The following is a 23,859-nucleotide window of genomic DNA, read 5'->3' on the forward strand; positions in this document are numbered from 1 at the left end:
GCCTCAGTCCTGCGCGGTGCTGCCTCCGCTCCCGCCAGCAAGACGCTGCTCGAGCTGCGCGACGCGCTTATCGAGTTCTTCCAGCCGCGCGCGCGTGCGCATCAGCACCTGCGTCTGCGTGTCGAACTCCTCGCGGGTCACGAGATCAAGCTTCGAAAAGCCCTGCGACAGCATGGCCTTCATGTTTCGTTCGACGTCCTTGGCCGGCGAATTCTTGAAGAGATCGCTCATCTTCTGCTGCAGATCGTTGAAAACGTCGTTGGGCTGTTTCATCGTTGCTCCCTTCTTTGCACAGGAATAGTGCATTCATTGTTAGGTCAGTGCCCCGAATAATCGAATGGTCGATTTTGGTGCGTACCGGCTTTGACGCCGCCACGCCTCGGCGCACCTTCAAGGCGCCGCGATTTTAGCGCCGCAGCGCCTCGCGTATCCCGCCCGTGCCCCTTTTTGCGGGACTTCGAGGCCACTCTAGCAATGAACCAACCTCGACGCCAGCAGGCGCGGCGCGCGCTGGCCGTTCGGCCGAGGCTCTGCCCTCGCGTTTCGGAAAATCGCGCAAACCCGCATGAACACTCGCATGGCATACGAGTTGCATAACTGGCGCGACCTTTTCGGCACGCTGCTCCCGGCGGCGTGGACCTGCGGACATGGCGGTAACACCCGGCGCATCCCGCTTCCGAAGGCAACGAAGGATCAGCACACCACCGCGAGGGATACATGAAGCTCATTACCGCAATCATCAAGCCGTTCAAGCTGGACGAAGCGCGTGAAGCGCTCTCGGCCATCGGCGTCTCGGGCATCACGGTGACCGAGGTGAAAGGCTTCGGCCGGCAGAAGGGCCACACCGAGCTCTACCGTGGCGCGGAATACGTCGTCGACTTCCTGCCGAAAGTGAAGATCGAGGCCGCCGTGTCGGATGACATCGTCGACCAGGCGATCGAAGCCGTCGAACGCGCCGCGCGCACTGGCAAGATCGGCGACGGCAAGATCTTCGTCACCGCAATCGAACAAGTTATCCGCATCCGCACCGGCGAGACCGGCGCCGACGCGCTCTAAGAAGAAATTGGCGATAAGAGGAACCAGAAGAATGCGTAATTTTTTGATGTCACTGATGGTGGCGGGCGCGCTGATCGGCGCGAATGTCGGCACCGCTCTCGCGCAGGACGCGTCGGCTCCGGCCGCGGCCTCGGCGCCCGCGTCGTCGGACACTGCCGCCAGCGCACCGGCTTCCGCCAACACGGCGATGGCCTCGTCGGCTGAAGCGGCCGCGGCGGCTTCCGGCGCCTCGGACGCCGCGCCTGCGGCGCCGACCGAGCCGTTCATGGTCGATTCGTCGAAGATCAGCGCGGGCGATACCGCGTGGATGCTGACTTCGGTGGCCCTCGTGCTGTTCATGACGATTCCGGGCCTCGCGCTGTTCTACGCCGGCATGGTCCGCAAGAAGAACGTGCTCGCGACCGCGATGCAGAGCTTCGCGATCTGCTGCCTGATCACGATCATCTGGACCGTGGTCGGCTACAGCATCGCGTTCACGCCGGGCGGTTCGTTCCTGGGCGGCTTCTCGCGCGTGTTCCTGCACGGCATGGCCTACATCAAGGGCGACAAGGCGACGACGCTCACCGTGAGCCACCTCGCCTCGACGATTCCGGAGTCGGTCTACTTCGCGTTCCAGCTGACCTTCGCGATCATCACGCCGGCGCTCATCACCGGTGCGTTTGCCGACCGCATGAAGTTCTCGGCGATGCTCGTGTTCATGACGCTGTGGTCGCTGATCGTCTACTCGCCGATCGCCCACATGGTCTGGGAACCGACCGGCTGGCTCGCATCGGCGGGCGTGCTCGACTTCGCCGGCGGCACCGTGGTTCACATCAACGCCGGTATCGCGGGCCTGATGTGCTGTCTGGTGCTCGGCAAGCGCGTCGGCTACGGCCGCGAAGTGATGGCGCCGCACAACCTGGTGCTGTCGCTGATCGGCGCATCGATGCTGTGGGTGGGCTGGTTCGGCTTCAACGCGGGTTCGGCGGTCGCGGCTGACGGCCGTGCCGGCTTCGCGATGCTCACGACGCAGATTGCCACCGCATTCGCCGCTTTCGGCTGGATGTTCGCGGAGTGGATCACCAAGGGCAAGCCGTCCGTGCTGGGCATCATCTCGGGCGCGGTTGCCGGCCTGGTGGCGGTGACGCCGGCGTCGGGCTTTGTCGGCGTGACGGGCGCGATCGTGATCGGCATCGTGGCGGGCGTGGTCTGCTTCTGGTCGGCCACCTGGCTCAAGCACAAGTTCAACTATGACGACTCGCTCGATGCGTTCGGCGTGCACGGCGTCGGCGGCATCATCGGCGCGCTGCTGACGGGCGTGTTCGCGGTGAAGGACATCGGCGGCTTCGACGGCAGCCTGCTGGTCCAGGCCAAGGGCGTGCTCGTCACGCTGATCTACAGCGGCGTGGTGAGCTTCATCCTGCTGAAGGTCATCGACATGACGATGGGGCTGCGCGTCACCGAAGAACAGGAACGCGAGGGTCTCGACGTCACGCTGCACGGCGAACACGTCGAGTAACAACGAGGTTTGCCGGACGTCGCGAGAGGACGTCCGGCCAGCGCAAAGGTATGAGCGCAGCGACTTTGCCCGCCCTTTCAGGCGGGCATTTTTTTGCCTCGGGCGCGCGTCGGGGTTTCGTCCATGGGAGCGCGGCGGATTGCGGCGCATCGGGCCCGGAAGGCCGGCGGATCAAGCCCGGGAAACCTTGCCAATTGCCGGTTCATCCCCAATTGGGCAAGGCAATTGCTCTACAATCTTCGCTCCCCTGTAACGGCCGGCGGGGGCTTGAGCGCCTTTCCGGTCATACGCAAAACGCACTGCGAGTACTACATGGTTCCGCATTTAGTCACGGCGTTGAATGGCCCGCTGCTCGACCTCGAGCGGAAAATCCTCGAGGCCATGCCCGCCATCGAACGGTGGTTCCGGCTTGAATGGCAGGAGCACACGCCGCCGTTTTACTGTTCGGTCGACCTGCGCAACGCGGGGTTCAAGCTCGCGCCCGTCGACACCAACCTGTTTCCCGGCGGCTTCAACAATCTGCCGCAGGAAGTGCTGCCGCTCGCGGTGCAGGCGGCAATGGCGTCGATCGAGAAGATCTGTCCGGACGCGAAGAATCTGCTCGTGATTCCCGAGCGCCACACGCGCAACGCGTTCTATCTGGAGAACGTCGCGCGTCTCGCGCTCATCATGCGACAGGCGGGGCTCAACATCCGCTTCGGCACGCTCGATGAAAACATTCATGGCCCGGTGACCATCGCGCTCGCGGACGGCCAGAAGATCGTGCTCGAACCGCTCGAACGCACGCCGCGACGTCTCGGCCTGAAGAACTTCGACCCGTGCTCGATCCTGCTGAACAACGATCTCTCGGCCGGCATCCCGCCCGTGCTGGAGAACCTGCACGAGCAGTACCTGTTGCCGCCGCTGCACGCGGGCTGGGCGGTGCGGCGCAAGTCGACGCACTTTTCCTGCTATGACGACGTCGCGAAGAAGTTCTCGAAGCTGGTCGAGATCGATCCGTGGATGGTGAATCCGTACTTCGCGCATGTGGAAGGCGTGGATTACGAGGCGCGCACCGGCGAGGAAGCGCTGGCTGATGCCATCGACGGCGTGCTCAAGAAGATCGCGAAGAAGTATCGCGAGTACGGCATCAGCGAGAAGCCGTACGTGGTCATCAAGGCGGATGCCGGCACCTACGGCAAGGGCGTGATGACGGTGCACGACGCCAGCGAGGTCGCGGCGCTGACCAAGCGCGAGCGCGTCCGCATGAACGACGCGAAGGAAGGCTTGCAGGTGCACGACGTGATCGTGCAGGAAGGCGTGCACACCTTTGAGCGCGTCGAGAACGCGGTGGCCGAGCCGGTCGTGTACATGATCGACCGCTATGTGGTCGGCGGCTTCTACCGGGTGCACGAATCGCGCGAGCGCGACCAGAACCTCAACGCGCCGGGCATGCATTTCGTGCCGCTCGGCTTCGAGCACACGGCGTTGCCGGACACCCACGCGAAGCCCGGCGCCGCGCCGCCGAACCGCTTCTACATGTATGGCGTGGTGGCGCGGCTGGGGCTCCTGGCCGCATCGGTCGAGCTTGAAAAGACCGACCCGGAAGCCATTCAGGTGTGATCGGGCGGCTTGCGGTAAGCTCGCAGGCCGCGCACCGAACCCGCAAATCGTCATGAACATTCTCTTTATCGCCGACCCGCTCGACCGCTTCAAGATCTACAAGGACACGACCTACGCGATGATGGCCGAAGCCGCGCGGCGCGGCCACGTGCTGTACGCGTGCGAGCCGCAGCATCTTGCGTGGACCGGCACGAAGGTCGAGGCGGGCGTGCGGCGCATTGCGATCGTCGGCGACGAGGCGAACAGCGACCGCTGGCCGTGGTTCGCGGCCGAACAGGCCGAGCATCTCGCGCTCACGCATTTCGATGCCGTGCTGATGCGCAAGGATCCGCCCTTCGACATGGAGTACGTGAACGCCACGTGGCTGCTGGAGATCGCCGAGCGTAGCGGCGCGCGCGTCTTCAACAAGCCCCAGGCGATTCGCGATCACTCGGAGAAACTCGCCATCGCGGAATGGCCCCAGTTCGTCACGCCGACGCTCGTCACCCGCGACGCCGCACGGCTGCGCGCGTTTCACGCCGAGCATGGCGACGTCATCCTGAAACCGCTCGACGGCATGGGCGGCATGGGCGTGTTCCGCGTGAAGGCGGATGGCATGAATCTCGGGTCGATCGTCGAGATGCTGTCGGAGGACGGCGCGCGCACGGTAATGGCGCAGCGCTTCATTCCCGAGATCAAGGACGGCGACAAGCGCATTCTGGTGATCGGCGGCCAGCCGGTTCCTTACTCGCTCGCGCGCATTCCGCAGGGCAGCGAAGTGCGCGGCAATCTGGCGGCGGGCGGGCTCGGCCGCGCGCAGCCGCTGTCGGCGCGCGATCGCGAAATCGCGGAAATGCTCGGGCCGGTGCTGCAGGAACGCGGCCTGTTGCTCGCGGGCCTGGACGCCATCGGTGACTATCTCACCGAGGTCAATGTCACGAGCCCCACGTGCTTCCGCGAAATCATGGATCAGACGGGCTTCGACGTCGCGGGCATGTTCATCGACGCGCTGGAGCGCGCGGTTCACTGAGCGGGATACCCGCGTTGAAGCGGGTGAGCAGCGCCAGAACCGAGTCGGGAGAGACTGTTACAATTGGTTCCCCTGCGCTTTAAAGCTGCCTTAAGCTGGCAAGCACAGGGTGGAGTAACAGTATCGAAAGCAACGGGCGCGTGGATTGCATCTATTTGATTTCCATCGTTCCGCGCCCATCTTCTTTGCATGGCCGCGCCGCTCGCGCGCTTTCGAGCGAACTCTGACGATTCCGTCTGATTTTTGCTGAGATTGCATTCCTGACATGGCTGGCATTCTGATCATCGCGCACGCTCCTTTCGCCACCGCGCTACGCGAGTGTATTGCTCATATCTATGGTGGCTTGCCCGCGCGCATCGGCGTCATCGATGTCACGCCGGACTGCGATCCGGTCGAGGTGCGGGCGTTCGCGCGATCGGAGATCGATCGTCTGAAGGAAGACAATGGCGCGATCGTGCTGACCGACGTGTTTGGCGCGACGCCGGCGAACATCGCCGCCAGCCTGCATGATTCCGACGTGCGCGTGCTCGCCGGCTGCAACCTGCCGATGCTCGTGCGCGCCGTCTGCTACCGCGCCACGCCGCTCGACACGCTCACTGAAAAAATTCTCCAGGGCGGCTCCAAGGGCATCCAGGAGCTGGACGCATCCACGCCGATGAACCCCTGCGCGCTCGCCGCGAAAGCCGCCGGTTCGCCCGATCCGGCCTGTTCCGCGAGCGCCGATCTCGAGAACGCCAAGGCCGCCGCCAGCCACTGACGCCGCTCACTTTTTCCACCTAGCGTTCGGAGCATCATGCTGCAACAAGAAACAACAATCGTGAACAAGCTGGGTCTCCACGCACGTGCTTCGGCGAAGCTCACGCAACTGGCGGGCAACTTTCAATGCGAGATCTGGATGAGCCGGAACGGCCGCCGGATCAATGCCAAGAGCATCATGGGCGTGATGATGCTGGCGGCGGGGATCGGCAGCACGGTCACCATCGAGACCGAAGGCGCCGACGAAGCCGAAGCCATGCAGGCCATCCTGGCGCTGATCGCGGACAAATTCGGGGAAGGCCAGTAACACGCTGTCACCCGTCATGGAACTAGCCGAACAAGCCGCGCACCGACGCGGCTTTTTTGCATGTGCGCCGTTTGCAGCAACGGCGGCGCAACCGTGCCGGCCTTGCTGCGACCCGCTGTTCCGGGACTGGACAGCGGATTCGAATTTATAATGAGCGAGCGGCTGGCGCCCACCGAGGGGCGCCCGAGGGGCTGCGACATCACAACTAGAGGAGGTGCGCGTGTCGTTCACGCTGCATGGAATTCCCGTCTCGCGCGGCATTGCCATCGGACGCGCCTATCTGATCGCGCCGGCGGCGCTCGACGTGGCGCATTACCTGATCGACCCCGATCAGATCGACGCGGAAATCGCCCGGTTTCTTGCGGCGCAGGCCGCTGTCGTCGCGGAACTCGCGGAACTGCGCAGCGACCTCGCCGCCGATGCGCCCAGCGAAATGGGCGCCTTCATCGATGTCCATACCATGATCCTGAACGACGCCATGCTCGTGCAGGAAACCATCGACCTCATTCGTACGCGCCGCTATAACGTCGAGTGGGCGCTGACCGAACAACTGGATATCCTTGGCGGCTATTTCGACGACATCGAAGACGAGTATCTGCGCGAACGCAAGGCGGACATCGAGCAGGTGGTCGAACGGCTGCTGAAGGCGCTGGCCGGCGCGCCCACCGCTGCTTCGCTGGTCGTGCATACGGCCGCGAGCAACGGTCACAACGAAATGATCGTCGTCGCGCATGATATCGCGCCGGCCGACATGCTCCAGTTCAAGACGCAGGCGTTCAAGGGCTTCGTGACGGATCTCGGCGGCCGCACGTCGCACACGGCCATCGTCGCGCGCAGCCTGGGCATCCCGGCGTCGGTCGGCGTGCAGCAGGCGAGCGTGCTGATCCGTCAGAACGATCTGATCATCGTCGACGGCGACCATGGCATCGTGATCGTCGATCCGGCGCCGATCGTCCTCGAAGAATATTCCTACCGCCAGAGCGAAAAGCAGCTCGAACAGCGCAAGCTCCAGCGCCTCAAGTTCTCGCCGACCCAGACGCTGTGCGGCACGAAGATCGAGCTGTGCGCGAACATCGAATTGCCGGAGGACGCGAAGGTCGCCGTGGAGGCGGGCGCGATGGGCGTCGGCCTGTTCCGCACCGAGTTCCTCTTCATGAATCACAAGAACCGGCTGCCGGAAGAAGAGGAACAGTTCGAGGCGTACAAGCGCGCGGTCGAGCTGATGAACGGCAAGCCCGTGACGATCCGCACGATCGACGTCGGCGCCGACAAGCCGCTCGATTCGATGAGCGGCGGCGACGGCTACGAAACCGCGCCGAACCCGGCGCTCGGCTTGCGCGCGATCCGCTGGAGCCTGTCCGAGCCGCAGATGTTCATGACGCAGTTGCGCGCGATCCTGCGTGCGTCCGCGTTCGGCCCGACCAAGATCCTGATTCCGATGCTCGCGCACGCGCAGGAAATCGACCAGACGCTGGACCTGATCCGCGAGGCCAAGCGCCAGCTCGATGACGCGGGCATCGGCTACGACCGTCAGGTGCAGGTCGGCGCGATGATCGAGATTCCCGCCGCGGCCATTGCCGTGCGGCTGTTCCTGAGCCGGCTGGATTTTCTGTCGATCGGCACGAACGATTTGATCCAGTACACGCTCGCGATCGATCGCGCGGACAATGCCGTCGCGCATCTGTACGATCCGCTGCATCCGGCGGTGCTGAACCTGATCGCGTTCACCTTGCGCGAGGCGAAGCGCGCGGGCGTGCCGGTGTCGGTGTGCGGGGAAATGGCCGGCGATCCGTCAGTCACGCGGCTGCTGCTCGGGCTCGGGCTGACCGAGTTCTCGATGCATCCGAGCCAGTTGCTCGTGGTGAAGCAGGAGATCCTGCGTTCGAACCTGAAGGCGTTCGACAAGCCGGTCGCGGACGTGCTCGCGGCCTATGAGCCCAATGAACTGCTGGCCGCGCTCAACGTGCTGCAGAAGGTCTGAAGTTCTTCAACCCTTGGAATGCGCGCCGCAGACCGGACAGTCCGGCTGCCGCGCGATCTTCATCGTGTTCCATTCCATGCGCAGCGAGTCGAGCATCATCAGCCGGCCCGCGAGCGTTTCGCCAAAGCCGCCGATCACGCGCAACGCTTCCGCCGCCTGCATCGCGCCGATGATGCCGACCGTCGGCGCGAACACGCCCATCGTCGAGCAGGCAACTTCCTCGAACGCCTGGTCCGGCGGAAACACACACGCATAGCAGGGCGAGTCGGGCGAGCGCAGATCGAAGGTGCTGATCTGGCCGTCGAAACGCAGCGCCGCGCCCGACACGAGCGGCACCTTGTGCTCGACGCAGGCTGCGTTGATGGCGTGGCGCGTGGCGAAGTTGTCGCTGCAATCGAGCACGACCGAGGCGCCGGGCACATTGAGCGCGAGCCACGCAGCGTCGGCGCGCGCGTTCACCGCGATGACGTTCACCTCCGGATTCAGCGCGTTCAGCGTCTCACGCGCCGATGCCACCTTGGGCGTTCCGACCGATCGCGTCATATGCACGATCTGCCGTTGCAGGTTGGTGAGATCGACGGTATCGGCGTCCACCAGCGTGATCCTGCCGACGCCCGCCGCCGCCAGATACATCGCCGCGGGCGCGCCCAGACCGCCCGCGCCGACGATAAGCGCATGCGCATCGAGGAAGCGCTGCTGCGCCTCGATGCCGATCTCATCGACAAGAATATGGCGGGAATAGCGGAGGAGTTGATCGTCGTTCATCGAGCTCGCGCAATGGAATGCGCTGTGAATGCCGCGAAGGGAACGCCGGTGAGAACGGCGCGCTGGAAGCGAATATTTTAAGCGCACCAAAGACGAAGGGCTTCGCGGCGCGATGCCGCGAAGCCCTTCGTGTACGACGCTGACTCGCTTACTTCGACTGCTGTGCGGTCGGCGAAGAGGCAGGCTGTGCACCCGACGCCGGCGCGGAGCCCGGCGTGGCCGGCAGTGCCGGCGGTGCGACGACCGGCGCCGAAGCCGAACGTCCCGGCTTGTTCTGCGCGAGCTTGCGTTCGCTATACGACTTCGACTCGACCACCGTCTTGCCTTCCAGCTTGTTCAGAGCCTGTTGCAGCATGAAGTCGTCCGAGCTGCCGAACTCGACCGGCTTGCGCTCGCGATCCTTGCGACGCTGTTCGGGGGTCTTCTTGTCGTTCTGCTCTTCGAGAATGCGCAGTTGCTCGAGACGGTCCGCCTCGCGTTGCTCCTGCTCCTTCTTCTCGTTCGGATCCTGCGTGTTCGCGAGGTGGTTCGAGTAATCCACTTCGCGCGTGACGAGCGCGTCGTCCGGATCGCCGTCCGCGTACTGGTCGACCGGCACGTCAGGACGCACGCCCTGGTTCTGGATCGACTTGCCGCTCGGCGTGTAGTAGTACGCCGTGGTGAGACGCAGCGCGGTGTCCGCGGTCATCGGGCGCACGGTCTGCACCGAGCCCTTGCCGAACGTGGTCTTGCCGACGATCAGCGCGCGATGATGATCCTGCAGCGCGCCCGCGACGATCTCCGACGCCGACGCCGAGTAGGCGTTGGTCAGCACGACCATCGGCACCTTCTTGAAGATTTCCGGCACGTTCTTCAACGGGTCGGAATCGAAGGACGGCAGACGGTAGTTGTCATAGGTGTCGCGGAAGGTCTGCTTCGCGTCCGCGATCTGGCCATTCGTGGAGACGACCACGGAGTTGTCCGGCAGGAACGCGCCCGCGACGCCGACCGCGCTCTGCAGCAGACCGCCGCCGTTGTTGCGCAGGTCGAGCACGAGGCCCTTCAGGTTCGGTTGCTGGCGCGCGAGGTCTTGCAGCTTCGCGGCGAGGTCCGGCACCGTGCGTTCCTGGAAGCTCGTGATGCGGATATAGCCATAACCCGGCTCGGGGATCTTCATCTTCACCGACTGCACGCGGATCACGGCGCGCGTGACGGTGAGCGGGAAGGTGCGGTCGTCGCTCTTGCGGAAGATGGTCAGCGTGACCTTGGTGCCCGGCTCGCCGCGCATCTGCTTGACGGCCTTGTCGAGCGTCATGCCGCGCACGGGCTTGTCGTTGATGCGCGTGATCAGGTCGCCCGGACGGATGCCGGCGCGGAACGCGGGCGTGTCTTCGATGGGCGAGATGACCTTGATGAGCCCGTCTTCCGACGAGATCTCGATGCCCAGCCCGGCGAAGCGGCCCTTGGTCTGTTCCTGGAGTTCCTCATAGTCGGTCTTGTCGAGGTAGGACGAGTGCGGGTCGAGGCTCGACACCATGCCCTTGATGGCGGCGGTGAGGAGCTTCTTGTCATCGACGGGTTCGACGTATTCGTGCTTGATCTGACCGAAGACTTCGGCGAAGAGCCTCAGCTGGTCGAGCGGCAGAGGCGACGATGCGGCTTGTTGCGCGAAGGCAGAGATCTGCAGGGTTGCCAGTGCGCCGGCAGCAACGCCAACGGCGACCAGGCTGAAGTTTTTCAGGTTCTTTCGCATAGAGGGGGTGCGGTCGGAATCGGATGGGCTGCATCGTGGTGACGGGCCAGTATACCTGCTCGTCTCAAATGGCGACTTAATCGCAACTTAAATGCCTGAGGCTCACATGCCCGCCAGCAGGGGATGAGCCCGGTCATGGACGTTGCTGTCGATGCGGCCCGCGAGGCGTCAGCGGGGCGTCATGTGCGGGAAGGGGCGCGCTGTTCGTGAAGGCGCCTCTGCCTGCGCGATGCGCGCGATAAGCACGATCCGTGCGATAAGCGCGACGCGCAGGCCAGTTCGCGAGCGCCCGGCCGAAGCCGGGATTGCCGGCGAGCCCCGTGTGCGTCAGCCTGCCTTGCCCTGCTTGGCGACGGCTGCCTGCGCGGCCGCGATGGCTTCCGGATCGCCCAGGTAGTAATGCTTGATGGGCTTCAGTTCGCTGTCCAGTTCATAGACGAGCGGCACGCCGTTCGGAATGTTCAGCCCGACGATGTCCTGATCCGAAACGTTGTCGAGATACTTGACCAGTGCGCGAATGGAATTGCCGTGCGCCGAGATCACGACCTGCTTGCCCGACTTGATGGCCGGCGCAATGGATTCGTTCCAGATGGGCAGGACGCGCGCAACCGTGTCCTTCAGGCATTCGGTGAGCGGCAGTTGCTCGCGCGGCACCTTGGCGTAGCGCGGATCGTTGAACGACGCGCGCTCGTCCGACGGCTCCAGCGCGGGCGGCGGGGTGTCGTAGCTGCGGCGCCAGACGAGGACCTGATCATCGCCGTATTTCTTCGCGGTCTCGGCCTTGTTGAGGCCCGCGAGCGCGCCGTAGTGGCGTTCGTTCAGGCGCCACGAGTGCACGACCGGGATATACATCTGGTCCATTTCGTCCTGCACGTGCCACAGCGTGCGGATGGCGCGCTTCAGAACCGAGGTGTAGGCAATGTCGAACGCATAGCCTGCTTCCTTCAGCAGCACGCCGGCCTGGCGGGCTTCGCGGTTGCCCTGCTCGGTCAGGTCGACGTCGACCCAGCCGGTAAAGCGGTTTTCCTTGTTCCACGTCGATTCGCCGTGGCGGATGAGCACTAGCTTGTACATGATTTCGGTCGGTCAGTTGGAAAAGCGGGTGCGCCGATCGCACCCCGTCATCCTGCCTGCGCGCGCGTCGCGGCGCCATTGGCCGAATGGCAGAGGCCATCGCGGGAAACGGTTATTTTATAATGCGCCGATTGCCCTCATTTCTGTTTCTCCCTTTTTCACTCAATTTCGGCGGCCCTCGACGTGAAGTTTTTCACTGAATACCAGAACATCGCACTCATCGTCATCGCGCTCGTGTCCGGCGCGCTGCTCCTGTGGCCGGCCATCATGCGGCGCGGCCGGGGCGGCATTTCCGCCGCCGAGGCCACCACGCTGATCAACCGCCGCAATGCCGTCGTGGTCGACTTGCGGCCGGCCGCGGAATTCGCCAATGGCCACCTGCCGTCCGCGCGCAATCTCGAAGTCTCCGAGCTCCAAGCAAAAATTGGCCAGATCGCAAAGAATAAGAGTAATCCGGTCGTGCTCGTCTGCCAGACTGGTCAACAATCGCAACGTGCGAGCCGCAGCGTGTCCGAAGCAGGCTACGCCGAAGTCCATGTCCTGGAAGGCGGCGTCGATGCCTGGCAGAAAGCCGGCATGCCGGTGGTGAAACAAGGAGCAGTGAAGTGAAGAAAGTCGTCATGTACAGCACCGTCGTGTGCCCGTATTGCCAGATGGCCGAACGTCTTTTAAAGTCCCGCGGGGTCGAAGCCATCGAGAAGATCCTGATCGACCGTGAACCCGGCCGCCGCGAGGAAATGATGACGCGCACCGGCCGTCGCACCGTGCCGCAGGTGTATATCGGCGAAACGCACGTCGGCGGCTACGACGACCTTTCCGCGCTCGACCGCCAGGGCGGCCTCGTGCCGCTGCTCGAATCGGCCTGAAGCAGCTCGCATTCCGGCGCGCGGGCCATCCTGACACCGCGCGTCCATACCGAATCACCTAGGAAATCACTATGTCCGACGAGAACAACCAGCCGTTTTTCAACATCCAGCGCATCTATCTGAAGGACATGTCGCTCGAGCAGCCGAATTCGCCGGCCATCTTCCTCGAGCAGGAAATGCCCTCGGTGGAAGTCGAAGTCGACGTGAAGGCCGACCGTCTCGCGGAAAGCGTGTTCGAAGTGCTGGTGACGGGCACCGTCACGGCCAAGGTCACGAGCAAGGTGGCGTTCCTGATCGAAGCGAAGCAGGCAGGCATCTTCGACATCCGCAACATTCCGGCTGAACAGATCGACCCGCTCGTCGGCATTGCGTGCCCCACCATCCTGTTCCCGTACCTGCGTTCGAATATCGCCGACGCCATCACGCGCGCCGGTTTTCCCCCCATTCACCTCGCGGAAATCAACTTCCAGGCGCTGTACGAGCAACGCATGGCCCAGCTCGCCACGGCGCAGGAAGGCGCGGCGAACGGCGCCACGCATTAAATTCCCGCGACTTCTGCCGACCGGAGCCGGGCAATGAAAGTAGCCGTTCTTGGCGCCGGCGCGTGGGGCACCGCATTGGCGGGCCACCTCGCGGAGCGGCACGACACGACCTTGTGGGCGCGCGACGCCGCGCTCATCGAATCACTCTCCCGCACGCACGAAAACACGCGCTATCTGGCTGGCGTGCGCTTGCCGCCGTCGCTGGCGTTCGAGACGGACCTCGCCGCCGCGCTGCGGCACGCGTGCGCGGATGACGCCCTCTGCGTCGTCGCCGCGCCGGTCGCGGGGCTGCGCCAGTTGTGCCGCGCCATGCATCGGGAAGGCATCGTTCCGGCGCATGTCGTGTGGCTCTGCAAGGGATTCGAGGCCGACACGCAGTGCCTGCCCAATGAAGTCGTCGCGGCCGAACTGCCCGGGCACAGGAGCAACGGCACGCTGTCCGGCCCGAGCTTCGCGCGCGAAGTGGGGCAGGGCCTGCCGGTCGCGCTGACGGTCGCGAGCGCATCGGCGGAACTGGCCGCGCGCACGGTTTCGGCGTTTCATCACGGCGCCATGCGCATCTATACCGGCGACGATGTCATCGGCGTGGAAGTCGGCGGCGCGGTGAAGAACGTGCTTGCCATCGCCACCGGCATTTCCGACGGCCTCGGTCTCGGCTTGAACGCGCGCGCCGCGCTGATCACGCGCGGGCTGGCCGAGATGTCACGTCTGGGCGTCGCGCTCGGCGGGCGGGCGGAGACCTTCACGGGCCTGACCGGTTTGGGCGACCTGATCCTCACCGCAACGGGCGACCTGTCGCGCAACCGTACCGTCGGCGTGCAGCTGGCGAGCGGCCGCACGCTCGACGAGATTCTCACGGCGCTCGGCCACGTCGCGGAAGGCGTGCGTTGCGCACGCGCTGTTCTGGCGCTCGCGCAGTCGCGCGGCATCGAGATGCCGATCACGCAGGCGGTATGCCGTGTGCTCTTCGAGCAGGTAGCGCCCCGCGATGCCGTGCAGGCGCTGCTCAATCGGGACGCGAAGGCGGAATAGGTCCGCGCAGGACCGGACAGGCGCGTCGTCAGAGTCGCTGAAGTCCACGAACCGGAGGCGCGCCATGGCCCAGCTCGAAGCCCGAAAGGTCGACATCACGACGCTGCAAGTCGATGCCATCGTCAACGCGGCGAACAAGTCGCTGCTGGGCGGCGGCGGTGTCGACGGTGCGATTCATCGCAAGGCGGGGAAGAATCTGCTGCGCGAATGCGAAACGCTCGGCGGCTGCGAAACCGGCGACGCGAAGCTCACCGCGGGCTACGACCTGCCGGCGAAACACGTGATTCACGCCGTCGGGCCGCGCTGGAGCGGCGGCAACAAGAACGAGCCCGAACTGCTTGCAAGCTGTTACCGGCGCTCGCTCGAACTGGCGGCTAAAGCCGGCTGCGAGTCGATCGCGTTCCCGGCCATCAGTTGCGGCATCTATCACTTTCCCGTCGAACAAGCCGTGCCGATTGCCGTGCGCACGGTCATTCAAACCCTGTCCGCCGCGCCTGGCATCAAGCACGTGATCTTCGCCTGCTTCCAGGACGACATGCTCGCGCGCTATCAGGCTGAACTCCAGGCCGCACTCCATTCCCAACTCCGGTCCGAACCCGACCTTCAGGCACCGCCTTCGAAACCGGCCTGACGCCAGGCCTCGAACGTCACGATCGCCACCGTATTCGAAAGGTTCAGGCTGCGGTTGCCGGGTCGCATCGGCAGGCGCACGCGCTGTCCGTTCGGAAAGCGTTCGAGCAGCGCAGGCGCGAGTCCGCGCGTTTCGGCGCCGAACACGAACCAGTCGCCGGGCCTGAATGCGTGATCAAAGAACGGCGTCGAACCGCGCGTCGTGAACGCGAACATGCGCGCCGCATCCGGCGCTTCCTTCCCGATGAACGCGTCCCAACTGGCATGCACGTTCATCTCGGCGTACTCGTGATAGTCGAGGCCGGCGCGACGCATCTTGGTGTCGTCGAGCGGAAAACCGAGCGGCTCGATCAGATGCAGCCGCGCCCCGGTGTTGGCGCACAGGCGGATCACATTGCCGGTGTTCGGCGGAATTTCGGGTTCGACGAGTACGACGTTGAACATGACAGTCTGAAGATGAAATGGTTAATCCTGCGGCGTGCGCAGCGCCACGAAGTTGGTGACGCGGCGCGCGCCGGCTCGCTTGAGCGTGTGGGCGAGCGCGTCGAGCGTCGCGCCCGAGGTCATCACGTCATCCACCACGCCGACGTGCAGGCCGCGCACCGCTCGCGAAACCGAAAACGCCTCGGCGACATTGCGGCGGCGTGTCTCCTGATCGAGGCGCGACTGCGCCGGCGTGTGCCGGTTGCGCAGCACGAGCGCTGCATCGCTTTGCACGCCCATCAGGCGCCCGAGCGGACGCGCGATCGCCCAAGCCTGGTTGTAGCCCCGTTCGACGAGCCGCTTGCGCGACAATGGCACCGCAACGATCACGTCCGGCCGGGGCAGGCCGCTGTCCTCGAACGCGCCATGCAGATGCCGCGCGAATGCCGGGGCCGCCGCGAGCTGGCCGCGAAACTTGAGTCCGACGGCCAGCGTATCGAGCGGCGCGCGATAGTGGGCGAGCACGAGCGTATCGTTGAAGGAAGGCGGTTTGTCGAGACACGCGCCGCAATGACAACGTGCATCGTCGCCGCGGCGGCGGAGCTGAAACAAGGTCAGCGGCAGGGCGCACGTGGCGCAGCGCATCCGCGGCTCGTTCCAGACTTGCGCATCGCATCCCGGGCACAGCAGGCTTTGCGACAAATTGCCGCATAGTGCGCACTGACCCGGCAGCGCAGCCGAGACGAGGCGCTTCAACGCTGTGCCGAATGCGCGCAGGCGCATGATGCCGCTGACAGCCGGCGAACGAGGCGATTGAGACGAGGGACGAATCGTGTTGGCGTTCAAGGCCGCTTGCCCGGAAAAATGATGGCTCGACCCGGCTGCTCGCACGCACTCGTCATGCGTCTCGCGGCCTTTATGCCTCGTATCAGCACTTCGCATGGGTCGTTTTAGAGACGACCGAGTATACTTCGCACTCTTCGCAAATAGATCGACATGTCCCCAACCTCCTCCGAAACCAGCCGTCCGGCCTATGATTCGCGCCGTTTGCGCGCGATCTTCGACGACCGCGCCGCTGCCTTCGACGAGGTCGCATTCCTGCCGCGCGAGATCGCCGGACGGATGCGCGAGCGGCTCGACTACATCAAGGTCGCCCCGCTGCGCGTACTCGACGCGGCGTGCGGCATGGGCGCCGATCTGCCCGGTCTGCGGGAACGCTTCGCCGAAGCTTCGGTGACAGGTGTCGATCTTTCGTCTGCGATGCTCGCACGCGCGCACGCCGCCGAGGCCGCCGATGGCGATGCCGGCGCAGGCTGGCGCCGCTTCCTCCCCGCGACACTCGCCAAGGCGCTCGGCGCGCGCGGCCCGCAACTCGCTCAGGCTGATTTCTCCGAGTTGCCGTTCGCATCGGGCGCATTCGAATTGCTCTGGTCGAATCTCGCGCTGCACTGGCACGCGCGCCCGGATCTCGTGTTTCCGGAATGGCAGCGCGTGCTGAAGGTGAACGGCCTGCTGATGTTCAGCACGTTCGGCCCCGACACGCTGCGCGAGCTGCGAGCCGCGTACCGCGAATCCGAGCGCACGCTGGGTCTCGCGCCTGTGCCGCACACGATCGATTTCGTCGACATGCATGATCTCGGCGACATGCTCGTGGAGAGCGGCTTCGAAATTCCGGTGATGGATCAGGAAGTCCTGACCATTACCTACAAGTCCCCTGAATCCCTGTTGGCCGATGTGAGACGGTGGGGCGCGTATCCGTTCGTCCGGGTTTACGCGGCGGGCCGCGCGGATCCGCAAGCCGTGCGCGGTGCGGTGCATCAGGCGCTGGAGGCGCTGCGCCGCGACGACGGCACCATTCCGCTGACCTTCGAGGTGATCTACGGCCACGCGTGGAAGGCCGTGCCGCGCACCACGGCGGAAGGACACGGCATTGTGCGGCTCGAGGATATCGGGCGAGGACCGAAACGGAAGTTGTAGGGAGAAGCGCCGAGCCGTAAATAGGGCTCAGGTTATGTCTGAAATTTGCGTGGAAAAGCTGCGCAAAAAGGTGCGTCAAAAGGGCGCAGAAGCTTGTGGCGCTTGGCTTTCCAGCGTTACGACCCTTGCTTGTGGATGCCCCTCAAGACGCCTATAATGCGTCAGTTTGTCGCCCGGGCTGACACAATTTTGGGCGAAATCCGAGCAAAAGTATGCGACTGCGTGCGGATTGATGGAGGCAGCGATGCAAGCCAGCCAGACGCTGACGGATACCGAGCCAGTCATCAAGGACTGGCTCATGAAGCGCAACTGTTCGGTATCGCCGCGTCAGTTCGTGGGCTTCTATCTGTCGCTTGCGTTGTTTTCGCTGGCAATCGCAACGCCGCTGTTCTTGAATGGCGCCTGGCTGGTGCTGCCGTTCACCGGAATCGAACTGACGGTCACAGGCATTGCGTTCGTGATTTACGCGCGTCATGCGGTGGACTACGAGCGAATCCGGCTGTATCAAAACCGGTTGTTGATCGAGCAGATGAACGCCGAAGAGCTGACGCAGTTCGAGTTCAATCCGCGTTGGGTGCGGGTCGAAGCGGGCGCGACACCGAGAGAACCGCTCACGATCACCTCGCGCGGTCAATCGGTGAAAATCGGACAACACCTTGCACAGCATCGTCGCCAACACTTTGCTGCCGAGCTGCGGGCCTCGCTGAGATGTCTTTGAGATGTCTCTGATGCGCGCCTGCGAGAGGAGCCGGCCGATGCTTGATGCCACGGGGGTCGAGGGTTTGAATGGAAAATTTGGGTAAGGATGCTATGAAAACAATCAAGCGAGCCCTCTCGGGCGTGCTGGCGGCAGGCGCACTGCTTTCCGCCGGCGCAGCCCTGGCGGTCGAAAACAGTCCAGGCGGTCCCGCTGTCAACGAGATCAACTTTCAGCCGCCCGTGACGAAGATCGCCGAGGAGCTCTACGGCCTCCATATCTTCATGCTCATCATCTGCACCGTCATCTTCGTTGGCGTGTTCGGGGTGATGTTCTATTCGATGTTCGTGCATCGCAAGTCGAAGGGCTTCAAGCCCGCCAATTTCCACGAAAGCACCACGGTCGAAATCATCTGGACCATCGCGCCGTTCATCATCGTGATCCTGATGGCGCTGCCCGCCACCAAGGCGGTCGTCGCGATGAAGGACACCTCCAACGCCGACCTCACCGTGAAGGTCACCGGCTATCAATGGAAGTGGGGCTATGACTACGTGAAGGGTCCGGGCGAAGGCATCAGCTTCCTGTCCACCCTGTCCACGCCGCGCAGCGAGACCAACGGCCAGAAGCCCATCTCCACGCTGTATCTGCAGGAAGTCGACAACCCGCTGGTCGTGCCGGTCGACAAGAAGATCCGCATCATCACCACGGCGAACGACGTCGTGCACTCGTGGTATGTCCCGGCCTTCGGCGTGAAGCAGGACGCGATCCCCGGCTTCGTGCGCGACACCTGGTTCAAGGCGGAGAAGGTCGGCACCTACCGCGGCTTCTGTACGGAGTTGTGCGGCAAGGAGCACGCGTACATGCCGGTGGTGGTGGAAGTGCTGTCCACCGACGACTACGCGAAGTGGGTCGACGGCCAGAAGAAGAAGATGGCCGCAGGCCAGGACGATCCGCTCAAGACCTACACCAAGGATGAGCTGATGGCGCGCGGCCAGCAGGTCTACACGTCGAACTGCGCGGTCTGCCACCAGCCGACCGGCAAGGGCGCGGGCCAGTTCCCGGCGCTCGACGGCTCGAAGATCGCGAACGGTTCGATCGCCGAGCACCTGAATCTCGTGCTGCACGGCAAGGGCGCGATGCCTTCGTGGCAGGGCGTGCTGAACGACGTCGAGATCGCCTCGGTCGTGACCTTCGAACGCAATAGCTGGAGCAACCACACCGGCGACGTGCTGCAACCGAAGCAGGTCATCGACGCCAAGGCCGGCAAGATGCCCGAAGGCGGCGGCACGGCAGCGGCGGCATCGGCATCCGCTCCGGAAGCAGCGAGCGCCGCGCCCGCCGCGGCCGAAGCGAGCGCCCCGGCGGCATCGGGCGCGGAAGCCGGCAGCGCGACGCAGGCCGCCGGCCTGCCCGCCAGCATCTATTTCGAGACGGGCAAGGACACGCTGCCCGCCGACGCGAAAAACGCGGTCGACGCCGCAGCGGCCTACGCCAAGGCGCATCCGGACGCGAAGATCGCGTTGTCCGGCTTCACCGATGCCACCGGCGGCGCCGACCTGAACGCCGACCTCGCCAAGCGCCGCGCGCAAGCCGTGCGCGATGCGCTGAAGGCAGCGGGCGTAGCGGAAGACCGTATCGTGTTGAAGAAACCGGAAACCATCACGGGGGGCGCCGACAACAAGGAAGCCCGTCGCGTTGAAATCAGTCCGGCTGCTTGACGTGCCTGGCGTGCTGTTTTCCTTCGCCGCATCGGAAGATGCATATAAGCAACGGAAAACCACGCGTCATTGCCAAGTGCCCCGAGTATTCGCTTTAGGAGATGATTGTCATGTCTAGCATCGGACACGATGTAGGCGCAGGCCACGACCACGCGCACGATGACCATGCGCACGAACTGCCGCATGGCTGGCGCCGCTGGCTTTTCGCCACCAACCACAAGGACATCGGTACGCTGTACCTGTTGTTCTCCTTCATCATGTTCCTCTCTGGAGGCGTGATGGCGCTCGGCATCCGTGCCGAGCTGTTCGAGCCGGGCCTGCAGATCATGCGCCCCGAGTTCTTCAATCAGCTGACCACCATGCACGGCCTCATCATGGTGTTCGGCGCGATCATGCCGGCGTTCGTCGGTTTCGCGAACTGGATGGTGCCGCTGCAGATCGGCGCATCGGACATGGCGTTCGCGCGGATGAACAACTTCAGCTTCTGGCTGCTGCCGGCCGCCGCCGTGCTGCTGGTCGGTTCGTTCTTCGCACCGGGCGGCGCGACCGCCGCGGGCTGGACGCTGTACGCGCCGCTCTCCACGCAGATGGGCCCGGGCATGGACTTCGCGATCTTCGCGGTCCACATCATGGGTGCGTCGTCGATCATGGGCGGCATCAACATCGTCGTGACCATCCTCAACATGCGCGCGCCGGGCATGACGCTCATGAAGATGCCGATGTTCGCGTGGACCTGGCTGATCACCGCGTACCTGCTGATCGCCGTGATGCCGGTTCTGGCGGGCGCCATCACCATGGTGCTGTTCGATCGTCACTTCGGCACGTCGTTCTTCAACGCAGCGGGCGGCGGCGATCCGGTGATGTACCAGCACATCTTCTGGTTCTTCGGTCACCCCGAGGTGTACATCATGATCTTGCCGGCGTTCGGGATCGTGTCGCAGGTGATCCCGGCGTTCTCGCGCAAGCCGCTGTTCGGCTATAGCTCGATGGTGTATGCAACGGCATCGATCGCGATCCTGTCGTTCATGGTGTGGGCGCACCACATGTTCGCGACCGGCATGCCGGTGACGGGCCAGCTGTTCTTCATGTACGCCACGATGCTGATCGCCGTGCCGACGGGCGTGAAGGTGTTCAACTGGGTGGCCACCATGTGGCGCGGCGCGCTGTCCTTTGAAACCCCGATGCTGTTCGCGATCGGCTTCCTGTTCGTGTTCACGATGGGCGGCTTCACGGGCCTGATCCTCTCGATGGCACCGCTCGACATCCAGATGCACGGCACCTACTACGTGGTGGCGCACTTCCACTACGTGCTGGTGGCGGGTTCGCTGTTCGCGCTGTTCTCGGGCTGGTACTACTGGGCGCCGAAGTGGACCGGCTGGATGTACAACGAGATGCGCGGCAAGATCCACTTCTGGGCGTCGATGATCTTCTTCAACATCACGTTCTTCCCGATGCACTTCCTGGGTCTCGCGGGCATGCCGCGCCGCTATGCGGACTACCCGGCGCAGTTCACCGACTTCAACCAGATCGCGACCATCGGCGCATTCGGCTTCGGCCTCGCGCAGGTGTACTTCCTGTTCGCGGTCGCGCTGCCCACGTACCGTGGCGGCGGCGAGCTGGAGAAGGCGAGCGACAAGCCGTGGGATGGCGCGGAAGGCCTCGAATGGACCGTGCCGAGCCCGGCGCCGTTCCATACCTTCGAGCATCCGCCGACGGTCGAGTAATCAGTCTGAATGTTTCGCGGGACGGCTCTCTTGAGCGTCCCGCGAATCGAGAGCAAGGAAAGCCAAGGAAAGCATGGCCCCGGATCCACAAAAAAGACGCACGCCCGAAGAAATCCGCGCGGGCAACAAGCGGCTCGGAATCGTCATGGTGTTGATTGCCGCCGTCTTCTTTGTGGGTATCGTCGTCAGGCAGTACCTGTTGTCACGAGGGTAGGAAAGCCAAGTGTCTGCTCCGCAGGAAAATTCGCATGTCGACCGGTCGTTCAACCGGTCGATGCTCGTCAAGCTGTTCGTCGTGGCCGCGCTGATGTTCGGCTTCGGCTTCGCGCTGGTGCCGATGTACAAGGCCATCTGCGAAGTCACCGGCATCAACAACCTCGTGCAGCGCGACGTCAGCGCGCGCGAGGCGAAGAACACGCAGGTGGATGCGAGCCGCACGGTGTCTATCGAGTTCGATGCGAACGCACGCGGTCCGCTGCAGTTCAAGCCGGAGCAGAACACGCTGGACATCCACCCCGGCGAAGTGATGACGGTGATGTACCAGGTGACCAACCAGCAGGGTCGCACGGTGAAGGCGCAGGCCATCCCGAGCTATGCCCCGAAGCAGGCCACCGAGTATTTCAACAAGATCGAATGCTTCTGCTTCACGCAGCAGACGCTCGGCCCGAACGAAACCAAGCGCCTGCCGGTGGTGTTCGTCGTCGACCCGAAGCTGCCGAAGGACATCAGGACGATCACCCTGTCGTACACGTTCTTCGAGCTGGATGCGCCGAAGACGGTCGAGAAAGGAACCTGACGGCCATGAGCGCGGATTCGCCGAAGGGTGGTTTCCTCAAGCTCATGAAGGCCGTGTTCTGGTCGTTCTTCGGCGTACGCCGGCGCGCGGACCTGGAAAGCGATGCGGCCCAGCTGAACCCGCTGCATCTGATCGCGGCAGGCATCATCGGCGCGGTGCTGTTCATCGTCGTGTTGCTGCTGATCGTGCGCGCGGTAGTGGGATAGACGGAACGCCGGGACGTGGCCCAGCCATGCGTCCGGCGGGAAAAGAAAATTCAAGCAACTGGATCGAAGTGGAGAATCAACAATGAGCGGTCAAAACGAGAGCCCGTACTATTTCGTGCCGCATCCGTCGCGGCATCCGGTGATGGCTGCAACCGGCCTGCTGATCATGCTGGCGTCGCTGGCATCGTGGGTGAACGGTCATAGCTTCGGGCCTGCGGGCACGTTCATCGGCCTGCTGTTCGTACTGTTCGTGCTGTGGCACTGGTTCGGCGACGCCATCTCCGAATCCGAAGGCGGCATGTACGGCAAGCGCGTGGATGTGTCGTACCGCTGGAGCATGAGCTGGTTCATCTTCTCGGAAGTCATGTTCTTCGCGGCATTCTTCGGCGCGCTGTTCTATGCGCGGCAGATCGCGCTGCATGAACTCGGCAGCCTCGATTACAAGCTGATCTGGCCGGACTTCAGCGCCGTCTGGCCGAACAACGGTCCCGCCGCGCTCGTGCCGCATTTCCGCGCGATGGTGCCGTGGCCCCTGCCGACCATCAACACCGCGCTGCTGCTGTCGTCCGGCGCGACGCTGACGGTGGCTCACCACGCGCTGCGTGAAGACCATCGCAAGAAAGCGATCATCTGGCTGGGCGCCACCGTGCTGCTGGGCCTGATCTTCCTGTTCTGCCAGGGCTACGAATACTTCCACGCGTACAACGAACTGAACCTGACGCTCAATTCCGGCGTGTATGGCTCGACGTTCTTCCTGCTGACCGGCTTCCACGGCTTCCACGTGTTCCTCGGCGGCACGATGCTGGCCGTGGTGATGATCCGTCTGATCCGCGGTCACTTCACGGCGGAGCATCACTTCGCCTTCGAAGGCGCCGCATGGTACTGGCACTTTGTCGACGTCGTGTGGCTGGGTCTGTACGTCGTCGTCTACTGGCTGTAAGAAGACTGGAGCGGACCGGCGCGCTGCGCCGTCCGCGATGCGCGACCGGTGGCAACGCTGGTTGAAGAGAGCATAGAAGCAGTGACCTACACGCCGCCCTCGAAGTCCACAGGGGCGGCGTTGTCGTTTGAAGCGCAGTGAGCAGGACAGGCACCGGGCGCGACAATCCGTCTCGCGGGACCTGCCCGCAACGGCGTTATCGTCCGATCGGCACGCCCGATGATTGAATCCAGCCCATCCAGTGAGCGAACAGGATGAAGAGGAACAGCGAGATGGACAGTCCGACGCGCGCGGCGAGCGACCAGACCATCCGCTTGGTGCGGCCCTTGTCGGTCATCATGAAGTAGAGCGCCGAGCCCAGGCTGCCGATGATCAGGATGAATGCGATAGCAACGAAGATGTGCATGAAACCAGCCAGCGTTGTTTGCTCGTGGGTCCGGTTGGCGGCACTTCAGGCCATGTCAGGAACCACCTTGAGCAGTATGGAATCGAAACATCCTATTATCTCACTCGACGGATTGCGCCGTG

Annotated in this window: 27 protein-coding genes; 20 read left to right on the top strand and 7 right to left on the bottom strand. The window is 63.9% G+C overall.

The genetic code is table 11. The features are described from left to right. Positions 1-3: 3 nt before the first annotated feature. The gene (locus tag QCE64_RS00835) at positions 4-273 is read right to left on the bottom strand and encodes an accessory factor UbiK family protein (protein ID WP_310002449.1); all 270 of its coding nucleotides are present in this window, start codon (positions 271-273) and stop codon (positions 4-6) included. A gap of 444 nt (positions 274-717) precedes the next feature. Between QCE64_RS00835 and QCE64_RS00840 the strand changes: the two genes are divergently transcribed. From QCE64_RS00840 to ptsP, 7 genes are all read left to right on the top strand, one after another. After that, positions 718-1,056: a P-II family nitrogen regulator gene (locus QCE64_RS00840; RefSeq protein WP_014190273.1), complete on the top strand. Its 339-nt coding sequence runs from the start codon at positions 718-720 to the stop codon at positions 1,054-1,056. Between the two features lie 31 nt (positions 1,057-1,087). Next, the gene (locus QCE64_RS00845) at positions 1,088-2,554 is read left to right on the top strand and encodes an ammonium transporter (RefSeq protein WP_309913443.1); all 1,467 of its coding nucleotides are present in this window, start codon (positions 1,088-1,090) and stop codon (positions 2,552-2,554) included. 312 nt (positions 2,555-2,866) lie between these two features. Further along, a complete protein-coding gene (gene gshA, locus QCE64_RS00850) occupies positions 2,867-4,156 on the top strand; it encodes a glutamate--cysteine ligase (protein WP_309807077.1) in 1,290 nt (429 codons plus the stop codon). Between the two features lie 52 nt (positions 4,157-4,208). Next, positions 4,209-5,165 (top strand): glutathione synthase, encoded by a 957-nt coding sequence (gshB, locus tag QCE64_RS00855; RefSeq protein ID WP_309928977.1) that lies wholly within the window; start codon positions 4,209-4,211, stop codon positions 5,163-5,165. Positions 5,166-5,430: 265 nt separating this feature from the next. Then, positions 5,431-5,922, top strand: coding sequence for a PTS sugar transporter subunit IIB (locus tag QCE64_RS00860; RefSeq protein WP_309807079.1), 492 nt, complete (start codon positions 5,431-5,433; stop codon positions 5,920-5,922). Positions 5,923-5,958: 36 nt separating this feature from the next. Beyond that, entirely contained in the window at positions 5,959-6,228 is a 270-nt protein-coding gene (locus QCE64_RS00865; RefSeq protein ID WP_008351787.1) for an HPr family phosphocarrier protein, read from the top strand. A 220-nt stretch (positions 6,229-6,448) separates the two neighbouring features. Continuing rightward, complete coding sequence (gene ptsP / locus QCE64_RS00870; RefSeq protein WP_309913449.1) at positions 6,449-8,209, top strand: phosphoenolpyruvate--protein phosphotransferase; 1,761 nt, start codon at positions 6,449-6,451, stop codon at positions 8,207-8,209. Positions 8,210-8,215: 6 nt separating this feature from the next. On the opposite strand, the gene QCE64_RS00875 is transcribed toward ptsP, so the two are convergent. The 3 genes from QCE64_RS00875 to gpmA form a co-directional block, all read right to left on the bottom strand. Continuing rightward, on the bottom strand, positions 8,216-8,974 hold the full coding sequence (locus QCE64_RS00875; RefSeq protein WP_309913452.1) for a molybdopterin-synthase adenylyltransferase MoeB: 759 nt from the start codon (positions 8,972-8,974) through the stop codon (positions 8,216-8,218). Between the two features lie 148 nt (positions 8,975-9,122). Then, the gene (locus QCE64_RS00880) at positions 9,123-10,706 is read right to left on the bottom strand and encodes a S41 family peptidase (protein WP_309913454.1); all 1,584 of its coding nucleotides are present in this window, start codon (positions 10,704-10,706) and stop codon (positions 9,123-9,125) included. A 327-nt stretch (positions 10,707-11,033) separates the two neighbouring features. After that, positions 11,034-11,780 carry a 2,3-diphosphoglycerate-dependent phosphoglycerate mutase gene (gene gpmA, locus QCE64_RS00885; protein WP_309913457.1) on the bottom strand — a complete coding sequence of 249 codons (747 nt, stop codon included), beginning with the start codon at positions 11,778-11,780 and terminating at the stop codon, positions 11,034-11,036. Between the two features lie 183 nt (positions 11,781-11,963). On the opposite strand from gpmA, the gene QCE64_RS00890 reads away from it, so the two are divergent. The 5 genes from QCE64_RS00890 to QCE64_RS00910 all read left to right on the top strand — a co-directional run bounded on the left by QCE64_RS00890 (position 11,964) and on the right by QCE64_RS00910 (position 14,851). Then, entirely contained in the window at positions 11,964-12,389 is a 426-nt protein-coding gene (locus QCE64_RS00890; RefSeq protein ID WP_309807084.1) for a rhodanese-like domain-containing protein, read from the top strand. After that, positions 12,386-12,646, top strand: a complete 261-nt coding sequence (grxC, locus tag QCE64_RS00895) for a glutaredoxin 3 (protein WP_309913461.1) — start codon at positions 12,386-12,388, stop codon at positions 12,644-12,646. The genes QCE64_RS00890 and grxC overlap by 4 nt, the downstream gene beginning before the upstream one ends. 71 nt (positions 12,647-12,717) lie before the next feature. Further along, complete coding sequence (gene secB / locus QCE64_RS00900) at positions 12,718-13,188, top strand: protein-export chaperone SecB (protein WP_309807086.1); 471 nt, start codon at positions 12,718-12,720, stop codon at positions 13,186-13,188. A gap of 33 nt (positions 13,189-13,221) precedes the next feature. Next, complete coding sequence (locus tag QCE64_RS00905; RefSeq protein WP_309913464.1) at positions 13,222-14,220, top strand: NAD(P)H-dependent glycerol-3-phosphate dehydrogenase; 999 nt, start codon at positions 13,222-13,224, stop codon at positions 14,218-14,220. Positions 14,221-14,284: 64 nt separating this feature from the next. Next, positions 14,285-14,851, top strand: a complete 567-nt coding sequence (locus tag QCE64_RS00910) for an O-acetyl-ADP-ribose deacetylase (protein ID WP_310002450.1) — start codon at positions 14,285-14,287, stop codon at positions 14,849-14,851. Here the strand turns inward: QCE64_RS00910 and trmL are convergent. After that, positions 14,824-15,294: a tRNA (uridine(34)/cytosine(34)/5-carboxymethylaminomethyluridine(34)-2'-O)-methyltransferase TrmL gene (gene trmL, locus QCE64_RS00915; RefSeq protein WP_309928989.1), complete on the bottom strand. Its 471-nt coding sequence runs from the start codon at positions 15,292-15,294 to the stop codon at positions 14,824-14,826. The genes QCE64_RS00910 and trmL overlap by 28 nt on opposite strands. A gap of 21 nt (positions 15,295-15,315) precedes the next feature. Beyond that, positions 15,316-16,056: a ComF family protein gene (locus tag QCE64_RS00920; protein ID WP_310002451.1), complete on the bottom strand. Its 741-nt coding sequence runs from the start codon at positions 16,054-16,056 to the stop codon at positions 15,316-15,318. Between the two features lie 213 nt (positions 16,057-16,269). Here QCE64_RS00920 and QCE64_RS00925 point away from each other — a divergent pair, with 213 nt between their 5' ends. From QCE64_RS00925 to QCE64_RS00960, 8 genes are all read left to right on the top strand, one after another. Further along, entirely contained in the window at positions 16,270-17,250 is a 981-nt protein-coding gene (locus tag QCE64_RS00925) for a methyltransferase domain-containing protein (protein WP_310002452.1), read from the top strand. A gap of 244 nt (positions 17,251-17,494) precedes the next feature. After that, positions 17,495-17,968 (top strand): DUF2244 domain-containing protein, encoded by a 474-nt coding sequence (locus QCE64_RS00930; RefSeq protein ID WP_309919523.1) that lies wholly within the window; start codon positions 17,495-17,497, stop codon positions 17,966-17,968. Between the two features lie 68 nt (positions 17,969-18,036). Next, complete coding sequence (coxB, locus tag QCE64_RS00935) at positions 18,037-19,665, top strand: cytochrome c oxidase subunit II (RefSeq protein WP_309807092.1); 1,629 nt, start codon at positions 18,037-18,039, stop codon at positions 19,663-19,665. 110 nt (positions 19,666-19,775) lie between these two features. Beyond that, positions 19,776-21,389 (top strand): cytochrome c oxidase subunit I, encoded by a 1,614-nt coding sequence (ctaD, locus tag QCE64_RS00940; RefSeq protein WP_309807093.1) that lies wholly within the window; start codon positions 19,776-19,778, stop codon positions 21,387-21,389. A 73-nt stretch (positions 21,390-21,462) separates the two neighbouring features. Continuing rightward, entirely contained in the window at positions 21,463-21,603 is a 141-nt protein-coding gene (locus QCE64_RS00945) for a cytochrome oxidase small assembly protein (RefSeq protein WP_087047888.1), read from the top strand. Positions 21,604-21,612: 9 nt separating this feature from the next. Then, on the top strand, positions 21,613-22,185 hold the full coding sequence (locus QCE64_RS00950) for a cytochrome c oxidase assembly protein (protein ID WP_309807095.1): 573 nt from the start codon (positions 21,613-21,615) through the stop codon (positions 22,183-22,185). A 5-nt stretch (positions 22,186-22,190) separates the two neighbouring features. Beyond that, positions 22,191-22,391, top strand: coding sequence for a DUF2970 domain-containing protein (locus tag QCE64_RS00955; protein ID WP_309913477.1), 201 nt, complete (start codon positions 22,191-22,193; stop codon positions 22,389-22,391). A gap of 82 nt (positions 22,392-22,473) precedes the next feature. Continuing rightward, the gene (locus QCE64_RS00960; RefSeq protein ID WP_309807097.1) at positions 22,474-23,331 is read left to right on the top strand and encodes a cytochrome c oxidase subunit 3; all 858 of its coding nucleotides are present in this window, start codon (positions 22,474-22,476) and stop codon (positions 23,329-23,331) included. Positions 23,332-23,527: 196 nt separating this feature from the next. Here QCE64_RS00960 and QCE64_RS00965 read toward each other — a convergent pair whose 3' ends face one another. Beyond that, positions 23,528-23,737: a twin transmembrane helix small protein gene (locus QCE64_RS00965; protein WP_309807098.1), complete on the bottom strand. Its 210-nt coding sequence runs from the start codon at positions 23,735-23,737 to the stop codon at positions 23,528-23,530. Positions 23,738-23,859: the final 122 nt, after the last annotated feature.

It is taken from the genome of Caballeronia sp. LZ043 (assembly GCF_031451075.1).
Classification (GTDB): Bacteria; Pseudomonadota; Gammaproteobacteria; order Burkholderiales; family Burkholderiaceae; genus Caballeronia.